The following is a 16,013-nucleotide window of genomic DNA, read 5'->3' on the forward strand; positions in this document are numbered from 1 at the left end:
ACTATACATGTAATTGGATAGTTCTGTCAATACACTTAATAAAAAAAGGCTGACCCGGAAGGGACAGCACTGCTTCATTAGTGCAACGGGTCGCGTTGTAAGGCCAATTCCGGCCTTACGCATGCGCTCAATAGATACTATTGCGGTTGTAAGTCCAATTTCGTCCTAACACATACGTCTAGTGAAGCGGATCTCATTACACTGCTGCATGTAAGGCCAATTTCGGCCTTACGCATGCGCTCAATAGATACTATTGCGGTTGTAAGTCCAATTTCGTCCTAACACATACGTCTAGTGAAGCGGATCTCATTACACTGCTGCATGTAAGGCCAATTCCGGCCTTACGCATGCGCTCAATAGATACTATTGCGGTTGTAAGTCCAATTTCGTCCTAACACACACGTCTAGTGAAGCGGATCTCATTACACTGCTGCATGTAAGGCCAATTCCGGCCTTACGCATGCGCTCAATAGATACTATTGCGGTTGTAAGTCCAATTTTCACCTAACAGATGCTGGAGCAATGGTCCTAAATCAGCACTCGAGCAAAAATTAGAAATGGCGGTGCCGGGACAATGTCCTCAGCACCGCCATTATGATTAGATGTTCGAATCCATTCTGGCGATCACGCCGTAAGCTTGATCGCGGAAAACGATAGCTTCTTCCGGAGTCAGATTCAGCTGCTTGAACAGCCGCAAGGGAACTTGATAAGCAAGCTCTTTGAGCTGCATGCCTTTCTCGGTCACTTTGATGACGAGATTGCGCTCATCCACTTTGTCGCGTCCGCGCACAATATGGCCCATCGACTCGAGCTTCTTAAGCAGAGGGGTCAGTGTGCCGGAATCGAGGAGCAGGCGCGAGCCGAGCTCTTTTACCGTAACGGAGTCCTTCTCCCATAGCGCCAGCATTGTAATGTATTGCGTATACGTAAGGCCGATATCGGACAGAATGGGCCGATACAGCTTGGTGATTTCCCGAGAGCAAGCGTATAAAGCAAAACAAACCTGGTTGTCCAGTTTTAACAATTCATCTTTGTCCATCTTTGTGACGCCCCCAATTGCCGATCGAGCGGCAATGTCTTTTTTCTTTACTTTCACTTAAATTGTATGCAATTTATTAAATAATAGCATTAATTCTGAAAAAGTGTCAAAACCGCAGATGGTTGAGAGACGGGTATGCAATTGACAACATTATACAGATTGAATACAATTAAATTGTTATAAATTTAATTGAAAAAGCGAGTAAAGGAGCAAGCGAAATGTCTCTGTACGATATTAAAGTAGGCACGGTCAGCGGGGAGCAGCAGACGTTGGCGCCTTATCATGGCCAAGTGCTTCTCATTGTAAATACAGCTACCAATTGCGGTTTTGCACCGCAGTTTAAAGGACTTCAGAAGCTGCATGACAGCTATCGGAACGAAGGCTTTGCGGTGCTTGGATTTCCGTGCGGACAATTTATGAATCAGGAGCTGGATGATAACGAGGAAATTGCCGAGGCTTGCGAGTTGAATTTCGGCGTTTCATTCCCTTTATATGCGAAGATTGATGTGAACGGCAAAAACGCGCATCCTCTATTTCAATATTTAACGAGCAATGCGCGCGGATTTCTCGGCACGAAATCGATCAAGTGGAACTTCACGAAGTTTCTCGTTGACCGCGATGGCCGCGTCTTGAAACGCTTTGGCTCGAAGGATACGCCGGAGCAGATCGAAGGCGAAATCCGTGCAGCTGTGATGAAGGGGCGCTAGACGCCGCTAGGTCGCAATTTCGCTTAGTACGCTAGGCCGACGCGGCAATGCAGCCATTCGTCGCTGCTCAGCAGCCGGAATGCGAAATCGGCGGTGTCGCCGGTGGAAATTTGCTTGCCGCCCTCAGGCAGGAAATCGCGCTCTGTCCGATAAACGCCTGTGTACTCGCCCTCCGGCAAATAAGTCGGGCAGACGAGCGTCCAGTCGAGCGTCGATTGCTGCAGTATTTGAAGCATCGCGTGATGCTCTTCGGCTGCGCGTGTCAGCGATCGCCGCGACTCGCTGGATTGATAGCGGAGCAGCTCGGGCTCCGCGCGGCTTTGCAGCACGCCGGCCGTTCCAATGGCGATCAGCCGCTTGACGGCATGCTTCTCCATTGCGCGAATGAGCAGCGGAACGCTGTCCGACAGCGTTGTCCCGCCGTCCGTGCTGAGCGCGCTGACGACAGCGTCGGCTCCTTCGACCGCCGTATCCAGCAGCTCGGCGTCCAGTACGCTTCCTTGCAATAGGGTCAGCTTCCCCGCAACAAAGGCATCGTTCTCGCCATCCGTCACCTCTGCAAGCTTTTCAGGTGATCGCACAATCGCCGTTACCGCAAACCCTTCCTGCAATGCGCTGGCCAGTATGAGGCGTCCGACGCGGCCGGTCGCTCCTAGCAGCGTTATTCTCATAAAATCGCCTTCCCTCTCTATTCTCAGTATTTACAATAATAGCACAATCCGCACAGCGATTATAATCTCTATATAGCGCTCCTATTGCCTCTCGGTTATAATAAATGGAAGTTATCCCCGATTAGCATGATGGGGATTATATCCGCTTAAATGACTTGAGGAGCGCTATGGTTAGATTAACCTTGAAACATTCAAATGCCAAAAAACAAGTCTATGATTATATCGCCCGCAACGGGATCGTTTCGAAATCCGAACTAATGGGGCAATTCGAGCTGAAAAGCAACAGCATGACGAGGCTGCTCGAGGAACTGATCGAGGAGAAGTGGCTGCAGGAAAAAGGCCTCGGCGACTCGACAGGCGGACGCCCGCCCATTTTGTATGAGACCAATGCTCATTATGGATACATGTTCGGCTTGGAAATTTCGCGAATTTACTCGTCGATGGGGCTTTATGATTTACATATGAACCGGCTGTCGCTCGTACGCTGGACAATGGATGAAACGATGACGCCGGATGTTTTCATGGATCGCGTGCATGATGCGGTACAATCCTTTTTCGCCGAGCATCAATTGTCAGCGGACCGAATTCTCGGCATGGGCGTTGGCGCGGTCGGGCCGCTCGACCGGGAGCAGGGACTGATCGTCGACCCGCTTTATTTCCCTGCGACAGGATGGCGCAACTTGCCGATATGCAAGCTGCTGGAGCAGCGGCTAGGATTTCCTGTGCTGCTGGACAACGGCGCGAATGCGGCGCTCATTGGCGAGCATTGGGCTTTGCGCAGCGAGCAATATCAGCATATGCTCTATTTGCATGCGGGAGCGGGTTTGCGTTCGGCGGTTATGTCGGGCGGAAAGCTCGTTTACGGCGCAACGGATACCGAAGGGGCAGTCGGTCAGATGATCATTCAGACCGGAAGCGACGCGCGGCTTCGCGACAGCGGCAATTACGGGGCATGGGAAGCGTATGTGTCCGTCCAAGCGTTGGAGAGCCAAGTGAAAGCGCGGGGGAAAATGCTTAGCGGCGACGCGGCTGAAGAGCAGATTCATTTCGAGTCGATGGTCCGCTCGCTTGCCGACGGAGACCCGGATGTGACCGACATTTTTAACCAAGCCGCCTACTATTTAGGCATTGGCCTGGCCAATCTGATCAACGTGCTGCATCCGGAGAAGGTCATCGTGGGCGGCGCGCTGCTGAATGCCCACGAGTCGGTGTATGATACGGCGATTCGCGTAGCTGAGGAGAATACGTATTACTACCCCCGCTATAAACCGCTTTTCTCTAAGGGAGTTCTTAAGGAAGAAGCTGTTGCCGCAGGGGCTGCGGTTATGGTATTGAAGCAGCTGCAGCTGTAAGCGCTAGAAATATTAAATCGAATAAGCAACTTTTTGAAGATGTCCCTCGTTTTAGGAGAGGGGCGAAGTTGCGCCTCCATCAAAGAGAAAATCCATAGGGATAATAAGGGGAATGTACGAAAAATGATACGCAAGCATTCGTTCAATTCAATCGCTCCAATGAAATCAATCGTTCTCCTTCTGCTGATCGGGTTGACGGCGATGTTAGCCGCTGCCTGCTCGCAGACGCCGGCCGCACCGGCAAAAACAACGTTTGTGGTAAACGGCGAGAAGCTGAAGCAGCCGCCTGCAGTTGAGGTGGAGAAGGGCGAGCCGCTGGTATCGGCCGTTTTTCTCGAGGATACGTTCGATGTGAAATTGGAATGGGCGCTGCAGCAGGGCAATGGCAAAGACGGCGACGGCGTTTTTTATTCCGATCAAGTGGCTGTACTTATGTACCATGATATTACCGCTACGCCCGAGAAGGATAAATCGGCTATTACGCCGGATCTTTTCCGCGAGCAGTTGGAGCTGCTGAAGACGAGCGGCTTCCAGGTCATCAGCCTAAAGCAGTATGCCGATTTTATTTTGCGCGACGGTGCAGTGCCTGATAATGCGGTGCTCATTACATTTGACGACGGCTATGAAACGTTCTATACGAATGCATTCCCGATATTGAAGGAATACGGATACCCGGCAGTCAATTTCGTGATCGTGTCCTCGGTTGGCGATACGACCAAAGAAGGTGCGCCGAAAATGACGTGGGATCAAATGCGCGAGATGCAAAAGCAAGGCATGGACTTCTACAATCATACTTACGATTCGCATCGGTACGGTGTCATGCGCGAAGACGGCATGAAGAAGCCGGTACTGACGCGCAAGCAATATTTTGCCGACGAGAAGCGGCTTGAGACGGACGAGGAATATACGGCTCGCGTCACGAATGACCTGGCCGAGGCGGAGAAAATTTTAAAGCAGGAGCTCGGCAATCCGATGGGTGTCCTGGCGTTCCCATATGGGGCTTATAACGAGCAAGTGCTCGACATCTTGGAGAAGACAGGAATCGAGCTTAGCTTTACGGTCAAAGAAGGTATTAACGGCAAAGGGCAGACGAACGGCTTCCGCGTCAATGGCGCCAAAGAAGGAGAATCAGCTAAACAGCTGCTCGAAAAGCTGAAAGGGTTGACGGTTGAAGACGGCGCGGTAACAGTAAGCCTGAATGGCAGCGAAGCGGCTTTTGCAGAGGTACAGCCGGTGAAACGGAAGGAAGGCGTAATGATTCCTTTGCGTGATTTTTGCAAGATGAATAACATGAAGCTGGACTGGAACAGCAACAAAAATCGAGTAGAAATCAGTACGTAAACCATTCTAACAAGCATAACGACGTGAGTAACAGCGGCTAAGCCGCGCGATTGCTCCGTTGTTATGCTTGTTTTTTTGTTGCCCTGTTTCGCCATGACTGGTACCGGGCATGTACAGTCACCGGCATGCGCCGGGTCGCCAGCTCGCCTTAGACCGCGGCAGCGAATCTGCTTCGCTGTTTAGCGAAGCATTTTTCGCAGTTGGCGGTATGAAGCTGGTTTATTGAAGCGTTAGCGAGAACCGATTGGCGCTATTAGGGGAACTAAAGTTCATGAAAAGCGAAAATGGGTTCGTTAACGTCTGCTGGGACCTACTAACTTCATCGAGCAGCGAAGGTGGGTTCCTTATTTAGCGAATGGGATTCGTTAAAAAACTCGCGCCATACTATTTCGGGAATGCGCCGGAATGATGCGGGAAGAGGCAAAAAAGTGGTGCTAAGGTACCGGAATTGCAAGGGCAACTCAGCGCGTTTTCCTTATATTTCAACGCCAAACGGTTGCTATTACCGCCAAAATTACGGGTTTGCCCGTTTGCGTCAGCCACCTTAAGAAAACATACCTGTTACCCTAAGTTCGCACATTGTAAGGGATTTCATATCCGAGCATAATAAACACATCCACAAATAAGGGGGATAAACAAATGACGAATAACATGAAGAACATCCTGAAAGTTGCGGCTGCTGGTACGCTGGCACTGAGCCTTGCAGCATGCGGAGCCAATAACGGCGGCGGCAGCAACACTGGCACAAACGGCAACACAGGCGCTACAAATGAGGGCAAGACGGAAGTTAAGAAAGAGAACATCACGATTACATTCCAAAACATTTACCCGGACCCAACGGATCCGAAAAACGGAATGATGAAGAAAATCGTCGAACAATACGAGAAAGATCATCCAAACGTAAAAATCGAGCTGGACTCGCTGAATACGGACCAACAAAAGCTGAAGCTGAAAACGCAAGCGGCTTCCCGCGAAGTGCCGGACATTACTATTGTGAATCCTGCGGCGCAAATGAAGCCGTTCGTTGAAGCGAAGCTGTTCGCTCCGTTGAACGACATGATCGAGGAAAACGGCCTGAAAGGCACGTTCCAAGAAGGCATTCTTGATTTCTACACATTCGATAACAACATCTACGCATTGCCGGACGGCAACAACATCGGCCTTGTGTACTACAATAAAGAACTGTTTGAAAAAGCTGGCGTGAAAGTGCCTACAACTTTCGAAGAAATGGTCGAAGTTGTAAAAGCATTGAAAGCCAAAGGCATTCAGCCAATGGCAATCGGCGAAAAAGATACGTGGACAGGTTCGTTCCTGTTCATGAACGTACTGCTTCGCACAAACGGCGGCCCTGGCTTCCTTAGCGACGTAGTTGCCGGTACGAAAACATTCGAAGATCCAGCGTTCACGGAAGCGGTTGACGCGTTCCAAAATCTGATTCAAGCAGGCGCGTTCCAAGAAGGCGCAACATCGTTCGACTACAACGCAGGCGAAAACCTGTTCAAAACAGGCCAAGCGGCAATGTACTACATGGGCAGCTGGGCAACTGGCGGTATCGAAACTTCGTCCGTAAACGGCAAAGTAGGCGTGTTCAAATTCCCTACGGTTAACGGCAAAGGCGACCCTAACGAATTCATGCTCGCTCCAGGCAGCGCATTCGCGATCTCGGCTGACAGCAAGCATCTTGAAGAAACGAAAGATTTCTTGAACTACTTCATGCTGAACTTCCCTAAAGAAGCATTTGCCGTTAAAGGCGCAGTTGGTCTGGCACAAACGGTTGACGGCGACTTCAAAGCTGCCGGCTACTCCGACATGGCAATGGACGTACTGGCAATGTTCAAAGACGTTAAAGGCGGCGACATCGCGTTCGACAACACGATGAACCCAGGCACTGCTCAAGGCCACTTGACGAGCATCCAAAACCTGTTCGTTAAAAAGAACGATGCTGCTAACGTAGCGAAAGAGCATCAGTCGGCTTACGAAACAAACAAATAAGCAACAAGACAAAATAGATAAAGAAGCAATTTGCGTGGCGAAGGGCTCCTTGCTGAAAGGGGCGGGAGCCCTCTCGTCGTTCGCTGTTGCTGTCAGTAACTCCAAGGAGGAGCGCGAGATGAATGTACTAAGAGTATCTAAATGGACGATAGCGCTGTTCGTGCTGCCGTGCTTGCTGCTCTATTTCAGCTTTGTATTTGTCCCCATTCTCGTATCCCTGTACAGCGGCTTGCTGGATTGGAACGGAATCGGCGAATCGCAATTTATCGGACTGCAAAATTTTAAACATATGCTTTTTGAAGACACGGTGTTCTGGCCGGCTGTCCGCAGAACGTTGATGTTCGCGGTTGTCTCCATGTGCGTGCAAATTCCGCTCGCATTGTTTGTAGCCATTTTGCTTAACCGTTATGTAAAAAAGCCGAATTTCCTCGTATCAAGCTATTTCCTGCCGGCCATTCTTTCGGTCGTCGTTATCGGCCAATTATGGAAAACCATTTACAATCCGGCTACGCAAGGCGGCATGCTTAACCAGGTGCTTACGACAATAGGCTTGGAATCTTGGACGCATTCTTGGCTGACAGATCCAAGCGTAGCGATGTACAGTTTATATTTTGTTGCTGTGTGGCAATATTTGGGATACCATGCTTTGATCCAGTTTACAGGCATTCAGAACATCCCTTCCGATATTTATGAAGCTGCGAAAATCGACGGCGCTGAAGGGCTTAAAGCAGATTGGCATATTACCTTACCGATGAACATTCCGATCATAAAGATTTCGATCGTTCTTGCATTTATAGGCTCGCTTCAATCGTTTGACCTCATTATGGTTATGACCGGCGGCGGACCGGCGCACGCGACAGACGTGATCTCAACGCATATGTACAACATGTCGTTCCTGTCGATGAAATACGGCTACGGCAGCTCGATTGCAGCATTCCTCGTAGTCGTATGTCTGGTTGCAACATTTGTCATCAATGTGATCTTTAACCGCTTAGAACGGAAATACACGTAATGGAGGGAACCGCCATGAATCATACTGCGAACGCAGGAGCGGTCAAACCGTCCGCGAAAATAAAGCCGCAAAGCAAGTTTAGTATCGTCAAAGGCTTGGTCTATCTATTGCTCGCGGTGCTGTTTGTCACGCAGCTGTATCCGCTCCTTTGGCTGCTTATCTATTCGACGAAAACGAATGAAGAAATATTGTCCGGAAGCTTTTTCTCCTTTCCTGCTGTCCCGCAATGGGTGAACTATCAAACGGCAGTGGAATCGGGCAACTACCTTAAATACCTGTATAACAGCGTATTTGTTACCGCAATTACGATGGTGTGCGTCTTGCTGCTGGCATCGCTCGTATCGTTTGCGATCAGCCGCTTTAAATGGAAGTACGGGCAAGTTGTTCTGCTGATTTTCCTAATCGGGATGATGATTCCGATGCAGGCGACGCTGTTGCCGCTCATGATTATTTTCAAAAACATGCATATCCTCAATACGCATGCTTCGATCATCCTGCCGTATATTGCGTTCCAGACGCCAATCTCGGTATTTATCCTCAGCGGTTTCATGAAGTCGATTCCGCATGAGATCGAAGAATCGGCGATCGTAGACGGAGCGGGCGTTTTCCGGATTTTCTGGAACATCATCCTGCCGGTATCGGTGCCGCCGATGATGACGGTATGTATTTTGACTTTTATCAACATTTGGAACGAGTACATTTTGGCGGCGACCTTTATTTCATCCGAGCGTCTCAAGACGCTTCCGTTTGGCGTAAACAGCTTTGTCGGCCAGTATTCGGTCAACTACGGCGGGATCGGTGCGTATCTCGTTCTAGGCGCATTGCCGGTCTTGGTTATATACTTCCTGCTTGCCGACAAGATTACGAAGGGCATGGTAGCAGGTGCGGTGAAGGGTTAAACCCTTCGCCGTTTTTTCGTTCCTGTTGCTAGGCGGACGTATGCTACAATACTTGGAAAAAGGCGAGATTTGGAGGTTCCGCAAACGATGCTGCGAATATGGAGAAGCCATTCGATTCATAGACGGCTATTTTTATTGTTCCTCATTTCGATGTTAACGCTTCTTCTATTAACGAGCGTTCTTTATTATCAAAAAACGACGCAAATCATTCATACTAAAATTAGCGATATGGCAGAAAAAAATATTTCACAGACGGTCGGCCTGTTCGATCTGATGCTCGAAGGCTACGACAGCGTCACAAAGTCGCTCAACGGCAACTATGAGCTGCTGCGGCTGCTGGAGGAACGCGACGGGGAAGAGGACTCGGTTCTTAGCGTTATTAATGAACGGACGATTACGAATATGATTGGGGCCGTTTATTACTCGCGCGATGACATCATTGGCATACATGTCATTTCGAACAGCGGCAAGGTATACAACTATGAGCGGCGTTTCGCGGGGATCGTCGATATCAACTATAACTCCGCCGACTGGTATCACCGTCTTGTTGATTCCAACGGCCAGATGGTTTGGTACGGTTTGTCCCAGGGCTCGTTGATCAACAGCTTTCTGCGTCAGGACCCTGTGTTCGTATTCGGCCGGCAATTGTATGATTTGACAAACTACAAGCCGATTGGCGTCATTCTGATTGAGACCGACCCAAGACCGATTATGAACGCGCTATCCAACGTTTCGATCAGTCCGAACAGCCGAGTTTATATTGTGGATCGCGAGAACAATATTATCGCTTCGACGGAGCCTGAAGTGGCAGCGGGGGAGGCGCTGCCCGAATCGCCATCGTTCGAGGGGCTGCCGAGGCCGAAAAACAATGAGATCGTAATCGACAACACGACCGATCAGCTCATCGTCGCGGCAAACGCCGCAATGGCGGAATGGACGGTTTTCGGTTTTACGCCGAAGGCGGATATTAATGCCGAGCTTGCGCAGACTAGACTTTATTTGATCGTTGTTATTGCGGCCGTTTTTATTTTGGCGACACTGCTCGCAAGCTTGATCTCTCGGAATATCGCAAAGCCGCTCAAATTGCTCATCCGCGAGATGAAGCAGGTGGAGCTCGGTAATTTCCGCGGCGCCGTTAACGTCAATTCATTTGATGAGATTAATAGCCTCGTCTCTTCTTTTAACCGGATGGTACTGCGAATGGACGAATTGATCGACCGGATTACGCTATCATCAATCAGCGAGAAGAACGCTGAGCTGCAAGCGCTGCAATCGCAGGTGAACCCGCACTTTTTGTACAACACGCTCGATATGATTTATTGGATGCTGGACGAGCGGGAGAACGACAGGCTGGGCAGAGTTATTCTCTCCCTGTCGCATATGTTCCGCTACAGCAGCCATTGGGAGGAAGCTTCAAAGACGACGCTTAGCCAGGAGCTGGATCAAATGAAGCACTATATGAACATTATCGAAAGCAGGCTGGATGGACGCATCCAGACGGAGATAGCGATTGATCCGCGATGGCTGGAGGCGCCAATGCCCAAAATGACGCTGCAGCCGATTATCGAGAATGCAGTGAAGAGCGGAATTGAGCCGCTCGGCCATATGGGCGTATTGCGCGTCTATTCCGAAGTGGATGAGAAAGCGCAGGAGCTTCGCATCGTTATTGCCGATAATGGCATCGGCATGAGCGAGGACACGCTCGCGCAAATTCGAACTTCAATGATGGAGCCCGTATTCGGCAGCGCAGGAGCGCCCGGCAACTCCGTCAACGCTGCGGGCAATGGCGGCGGCCTGATACAGGATCGAGCGTCCGGAGCCGGAGAGCGGTCGCGCCGAGGCATTGGCCTGCCGAATGTGCATCATCGGTTGGCGCTTATGTTCGGCGACAACTACGGGCTTCGCATCGACAGCAAGCATGGCGAAGGCACGACGGTCGTAATCGTCATGCCTATGCCGATAATGCCGCAAACGCCGCCACCGTCGTCACAACAGCTAGGAGGTTAGCCGCATGAACATATTAATGGTTGACGATGAAAAAATCATTCGCGAAGGAATCAAGCGCACACTGGCGAACCGGTTTCCTCAGTATCGCGTTTTTCTGGCCGCGGGTCCGGAAGAAGCAGTCGTTCGGCTGCGCAGTGAACGGATCGATATTGTGCTGACCGATATTTTAATGCCCGGCATGTCCGGGCTTGAGATGATGAATTTGACCGCGGCCAGCTACCCGTGTGTCAAATGGGTCGTTATATCGGCACATTCCGAATTTTCGTACGCTCAGGAAGCGGTGCGGCTTGGCGCCAAAGATTATTTGCTGAAGCCGATCGGCAAAGAGGTGTTGATCGAAATGATCGAGAAGCTTGGCGCGGAAATTGCCCGCGAGAAGGAGCTGACCGAGGAGGCGGAACTTCTGCGAGTCAATCAGAAGTTTTTGCGCGAGGCTGTGTTTCAGCGGTGGGCGTCGGGACTGGATATCGGCCGTATTGATATGAAGCCTTTTATGGACAGCCATCCGTATTTTCATCTCATTATGGTGAAGATGGAGAGCGAGAAAATCGTCCATCTGGAGCATTTTATTATCGAGAACGTGCTTACGGAGCTGATTGGCCGCTACGGAACCGGCTTTGTTGCGATTCAAGACAATAAGAGCCTGCTTGGTCTCGTTACGCTGAATGAAGGAGTCGCTCTTGCTGCGCTGCTCGAGGAATTGCGCGGACATTTGATTAAATATTTGCGCATTCCGTTCCAGATCATGCATTCCGAACGGATTGAGGACAGCAACGCCATTCCGGCGGAGGTGCAGCGAATGCGTCAGGCCTCGTCCACTCAAGTGTATGAGCATTACGCAAGCGGCGGGGATCAGGCGGTCGAAGTTGCTCAGCAATATATTCGCACGCATTACCATGCGGATCTGTCGCTGGAGAAAGTCTCGTCGATCGTTTACTTGAATCCGGTTTATTTCAGCCAGCTGTTTAAACAAAAGACCGGCTCGGGATTTAAGGAATATGTCATCGGTTTGCGCATGGATCAAGCGAAAAAGCTGCTGCTCAATCCGAAGCTGAAGCTTGCAGACATTGCGGAGAGGATCGGTTATCAGGACATTCGTCACTTCTCTCAGCTTTTCCGCAAGAAGTTTGGAGAAACGCCTTCGGAATTTCGGCAAAAGCAGGATAACGGGGTAACAAAGGAGCCGATTTAATCCAAACGGCAAGCTGAACGAAAAAAGAAGTATTTGTTAACATATAATTAGTTGATGCATTTGGGTGAGAACTATGCTACTATACGGGTTGCTTTAGATAGAGAGAGCAACAAGATGGACAGATTAGAGTGGAGAAGGTGTTATTTTGGTAAGTGCAATAGATGAGAAAGAAGCAAAGTCGTTTAAGCTGTTTTATTTGACTTGGCCGATATTTTTAGAAATCTTTTTGTTTATGCTCATGGGCATCGCCGATACGCTGATGCTGAGTGCGATCTCCGACAATGCCGTATCGGGCGTAGGCGCGGCGAATCAATATTTGCACATAGCCATCCTGGTCCTGGAAGTAATCGGAAACGGCGCGTCAATCGTTGTGGCCCAGTATCTTGGCTCACGCAAAATGCTGGAAGCGGCGCGCATTTCAGCGCTCGCGGTGACGATGAACTTGATCGTCGGCCTCGTTATCAGCGGATTTTTCCTGTTATTCTGCAATCAAATCCTGCAAGGGCTTCATTTGCAGGGTGAAATTTTGGAGCATGCAAAGAGCTATCTGTCGTTTGTCGGCGGATTCATCTTCTTGCAGGCTATTATCAATTCTTTGGCGGCGATCATTCGCGTACATGGCTTTACGAAAGAAGCGATGCTCGTCTCGCTGGGGATGAACGTCGTGCATATTATCGGCAACTACGCACTTATTTTCGGCAACTTCGGATTTCCGGAAATGGGCGTCCACGGCGCTGCGATCTCAACGGTTATAAGCCGCGGCATTGCGCTGATCGTATTCTTCTGGCTGCTGTATCGGATTATGGAAATTAAAGTGCAGTTCCGCTATTATTTATCGTTATCCAAAACGTATGTAGGTAAAATATTAAAGATCGGCGTACCGTCCGCTACCGAGCAAGTGATGTATCAGAGCTGCCAAATGGTATTTCTTTATTACGCTACGTTTCTCGGGAACGAATCGATGGCTGCGCGTCAGTATGCGTCCAACATCTCGATGTTTATTTACTTGATGGCATTTGCGATCGGAATCGGTACTTCAATTCTGGTAGGCCGCTTCGTCGGCGCGGACCGCAAGGACGACGCATACAGCCGCGTATGGCAAAGCGTTAAATCTGCGAGTCTATCGACGATTGTGATGGTTGCGCTCGTGATGATATTCCGCGAGCCGTTAATGAGTATTTTCACTGATGACATGAGCATCATTGAGATTGGCGCGCATGTACTGCTGTATAGCGTTATTCTAGAGACTGGAAGAACAATCAACATTATTCTCGTCAATTCGCTGCGCGCTTCGGGTGACGCTCGTTATCCGCTATGGGTCGGCATGGTGACGATGGTGGGCATCAGCTTGCCGCTCGGTTATTTGCTGGTATTTGTAATGGACATGGGACTGCCGGGCATTTGGCTGGCGATTGCCGCCGATGAGTGGCTGCGCGCCGTCATCATGTCGCTGCGCTGGCGTAGCCGCGCTTGGGAGAAGCATGCGCTCGTGAAGCATGACCGCTCGGAGCCGGCGACGGTTGCCCATTAAGCGACGTGCGAATTGAATTTGCAGAGGAGACTGACGCAGATGGCGGATAAAACGGCCGGAGCTGTGGAGGGTGAAGGAGCTGAAGCTGCCGCTGAATTGGTTGGCGGTCAAAGCGGCGGCGATTGGCAGGACGAGCGCAACGTAATGAAAATATGTATGCTGGCGGGCAAAATCATTCTCCAGAACGGCGGGGAAACGTCTCGCGTGGAAGATACGATGATGCGAATTGCCGCCGCATACGGCTATTCCGATTCGCACAGCTACGTGACGCCAACGGGCATACTGTTTGCGATCGACGGAACGGCTCCGTCGACTCGTCTCATCCGAATATCCGAGCGTTCCACCAATTTGCGCAAAGTGTCGCTGGTTAACGATATATCGCGGCGAATCGTCAGCGGCAGACTCGGAGCCGAGGAAGCCTATACGCTGTTACATGAAGTTGAGGCGCAGCCCTTCGCATACGGCGAATGGCTGCAGACTGCGGCCGCGGCTGTTGCCAGCGGCTGCTTTGTCATTATGTTTCAAGGCAGCTGGCATGACGTTCTGCCGGGGGTTCTGGCAGGAGGACTCGGGTTTCTGCTATTCGTCCTGCTTCACCGGCTCGTGCCGGTCAAGTTTTTTGCCGAGTTTATGGCTGCGATCTCTGTCGGGGTCGTGTCGGTTCTGATGGTTCAGTTCGGTTTAGGAGATCAATTGGATAAAATCATAATCGGATCCGTCATGCCGCTAGTACCGGGCCTGCATATTACGAACGCGGTGCGGGATTTGATGGCCGGACATTTAGTGTCCGGTCTGTCCAAAGGGGCGGAGGCGTTTTTGACCGCTTTTGCGATTGGATCAGGAATTGCTGTCGTGTTGTCATTTGCTTGACGGGTATTGCGGCGCTAATGAGCGTGCGTTGCGGCAGGTCTGCCCAACGCAAAGGCTGCTAGCAGGCTGGGGATCATCAATTGCATGGGAGATTGGATTGTATAGCGAGGAGGCGCGAGGGCGATCATGATGTGGTGGTTAGGGCAACTGGCGACGAGCTTTATCGCTTCGGCGATGTTTGGCTTCATATTTAATGCGCCGCAGCGGACGCTCGTGCAATGCGGTGCGGTCGGCATGGCCGGCTGGATGATGTACGTATGCTGCACGAAGCTGCAAGTGCACGCCATACCGTCGACGCTCATTGCGGTCGTTGTCGTAACGGTGATCAGCCAGTTTTTTGCGCGGTGGTATAAAACGCCGGTGACCGTATTTAACGTTTCCGGCATTATCCCGCTCGTCCCTGGCGGCATTGCGTACGACGCGATGCGCAAAGTCGTGGAGAACGACTACAACGCCGCTGTCGAACTGGTCGTCCGCGCCTTCATGTTCTCCGGCACAATTGCTCTTGGCCTCGTACTCTCCGAGGTCGTCAACCAAGTGCTGCGCAAATCCGCAGCAGCCAAACAGCCTCAGTAGCCTCCCGTTGGGGGAGGTGCTGAGGCTGTTTTGTTTGGCGGGCGCTTGGCGTTTCGTCTCGCGTCTTGTATCGTAACGATCAACCATTCGTTAACGAAGCTGTTTCGCTGATTAACGAAGCAAACTTCGCTAAACATGCGCCGAAATGACCTCAAACCCGCTGTAGCGAACCAAATTTCGCACTTCGCGAACCAACCTTCGCAAATAGCGAAGGCTGGTTCGCTATCCCCCTCGCGCACGACCAAACGGAAGCAAATAGCGAAGTTACTTTCTCTAATGAGCGAATGCGGTTCGTTAACTGGAGCAGCCAGCGTCGAGAACATGGATAGCGAAGTTACTTTCCTTAGTTAGCGAATGCGGTTCGTTATATGGTCACCCAATGGTCACCAGCAGCGACACAGTTGCTTTGCAACGTGAACCAAGCTCGACAGCGAAGCTGTTTCGCTAATTAACGAACCAAACTTCGCTAACCATGCGCCGAAATGACCTCAAACCCGCTGTAGCGAACCAAATTTCGCAATTCGCGAACCAACCTTCGCAAATAGCGAAGGCTGGTTCGCTATCCCCCTCGCGCACGACCAAACGGAAGCAAATAGCGAAGTTACTTTCTCTAATGAGCGAATGCGGTTCGTTAACTGGAGCAGCCAGCGTCGAGAGCATGAATAGCGAAGTAACATTCCTTAATCAGCGAATGCGGTTCGTTAAATGGAACAACCAGCGCCGAGAACATGAAATAACGAAGTAACTTTCCTTAGTTAGCGAATGCGGTTCGTTAACTGGAACAACCCGCACCGAGAGCATGATAGCGAGTTGCTTTTCCTTAG

13 protein-coding genes are annotated in these 16,013 nt (G+C 50.6%); 11 read left to right on the plus strand and 2 right to left on the minus strand.

Annotation, left to right across the window (positions count from 1 at the left end):
- Positions 1-598 precede the first annotated feature (598 nt).
- The gene (locus tag GOM71_RS11410) at positions 599-1,039 is read right to left on the minus strand and encodes a MarR family winged helix-turn-helix transcriptional regulator (protein WP_156281118.1); all 441 of its coding nucleotides are present in this window, start codon (positions 1,037-1,039) and stop codon (positions 599-601) included.
- Between the two features lie 218 nt (positions 1,040-1,257).
- On the opposite strand from GOM71_RS11410, the gene GOM71_RS11415 reads away from it, so the two are divergent.
- Positions 1,258-1,746 carry a glutathione peroxidase gene (locus tag GOM71_RS11415; protein WP_156281120.1) on the plus strand — a complete coding sequence of 163 codons (489 nt, stop codon included), beginning with the start codon at positions 1,258-1,260 and terminating at the stop codon, positions 1,744-1,746.
- 23 nt (positions 1,747-1,769) lie between these two features.
- Here GOM71_RS11415 and GOM71_RS11420 read toward each other — a convergent pair whose 3' ends face one another.
- Complete coding sequence (locus GOM71_RS11420) at positions 1,770-2,417, minus strand: NAD(P)-dependent oxidoreductase (protein ID WP_156281122.1); 648 nt, start codon at positions 2,415-2,417, stop codon at positions 1,770-1,772.
- A gap of 167 nt (positions 2,418-2,584) precedes the next feature.
- Between GOM71_RS11420 and GOM71_RS11425 the strand changes: the two genes are divergently transcribed.
- The 10 genes from GOM71_RS11425 to GOM71_RS11470 all read left to right on the plus strand — a co-directional run bounded on the left by GOM71_RS11425 (position 2,585) and on the right by GOM71_RS11470 (position 15,189).
- On the plus strand, positions 2,585-3,769 hold the full coding sequence (locus GOM71_RS11425; protein WP_156281124.1) for an ROK family protein: 1,185 nt from the start codon (positions 2,585-2,587) through the stop codon (positions 3,767-3,769).
- A gap of 123 nt (positions 3,770-3,892) precedes the next feature.
- The gene (locus GOM71_RS11430; RefSeq protein WP_173275508.1) at positions 3,893-5,110 is read left to right on the plus strand and encodes a polysaccharide deacetylase family protein; all 1,218 of its coding nucleotides are present in this window, start codon (positions 3,893-3,895) and stop codon (positions 5,108-5,110) included.
- Between the two features lie 639 nt (positions 5,111-5,749).
- Positions 5,750-7,102, plus strand: coding sequence for an extracellular solute-binding protein (locus GOM71_RS11435; protein WP_253944805.1), 1,353 nt, complete (start codon positions 5,750-5,752; stop codon positions 7,100-7,102).
- Positions 7,103-7,220: 118 nt separating this feature from the next.
- The gene (locus GOM71_RS11440; protein ID WP_156281128.1) at positions 7,221-8,114 is read left to right on the plus strand and encodes a carbohydrate ABC transporter permease; all 894 of its coding nucleotides are present in this window, start codon (positions 7,221-7,223) and stop codon (positions 8,112-8,114) included.
- 14 nt (positions 8,115-8,128) lie between these two features.
- Complete coding sequence (locus GOM71_RS11445; RefSeq protein WP_156281130.1) at positions 8,129-9,013, plus strand: carbohydrate ABC transporter permease; 885 nt, start codon at positions 8,129-8,131, stop codon at positions 9,011-9,013.
- 87 nt (positions 9,014-9,100) lie between these two features.
- A complete protein-coding gene (locus tag GOM71_RS11450; RefSeq protein ID WP_156281132.1) occupies positions 9,101-11,020 on the plus strand; it encodes a sensor histidine kinase in 1,920 nt (639 codons plus the stop codon).
- 4 nt (positions 11,021-11,024) lie between these two features.
- Positions 11,025-12,212: a response regulator transcription factor gene (locus GOM71_RS11455; protein WP_156281134.1), complete on the plus strand. Its 1,188-nt coding sequence runs from the start codon at positions 11,025-11,027 to the stop codon at positions 12,210-12,212.
- Between the two features lie 145 nt (positions 12,213-12,357).
- Positions 12,358-13,743: an MATE family efflux transporter gene (locus GOM71_RS11460; RefSeq protein ID WP_253944806.1), complete on the plus strand. Its 1,386-nt coding sequence runs from the start codon at positions 12,358-12,360 to the stop codon at positions 13,741-13,743.
- Positions 13,744-13,887: 144 nt separating this feature from the next.
- Complete coding sequence (locus GOM71_RS11465; RefSeq protein WP_173275525.1) at positions 13,888-14,613, plus strand: threonine/serine exporter family protein; 726 nt, start codon at positions 13,888-13,890, stop codon at positions 14,611-14,613.
- A 129-nt stretch (positions 14,614-14,742) separates the two neighbouring features.
- The gene (locus tag GOM71_RS11470; RefSeq protein WP_156281251.1) at positions 14,743-15,189 is read left to right on the plus strand and encodes a threonine/serine exporter family protein; all 447 of its coding nucleotides are present in this window, start codon (positions 14,743-14,745) and stop codon (positions 15,187-15,189) included.
- The last annotated feature ends 824 nt before the right edge of the window (positions 15,190-16,013 follow it).

Origin of the sequence: Paenibacillus sp. NEAU-GSW1 (assembly GCF_009737085.1) — a bacterium.
GTDB lineage: Bacteria > Bacillota > Bacilli > Paenibacillales > Paenibacillaceae > Pristimantibacillus.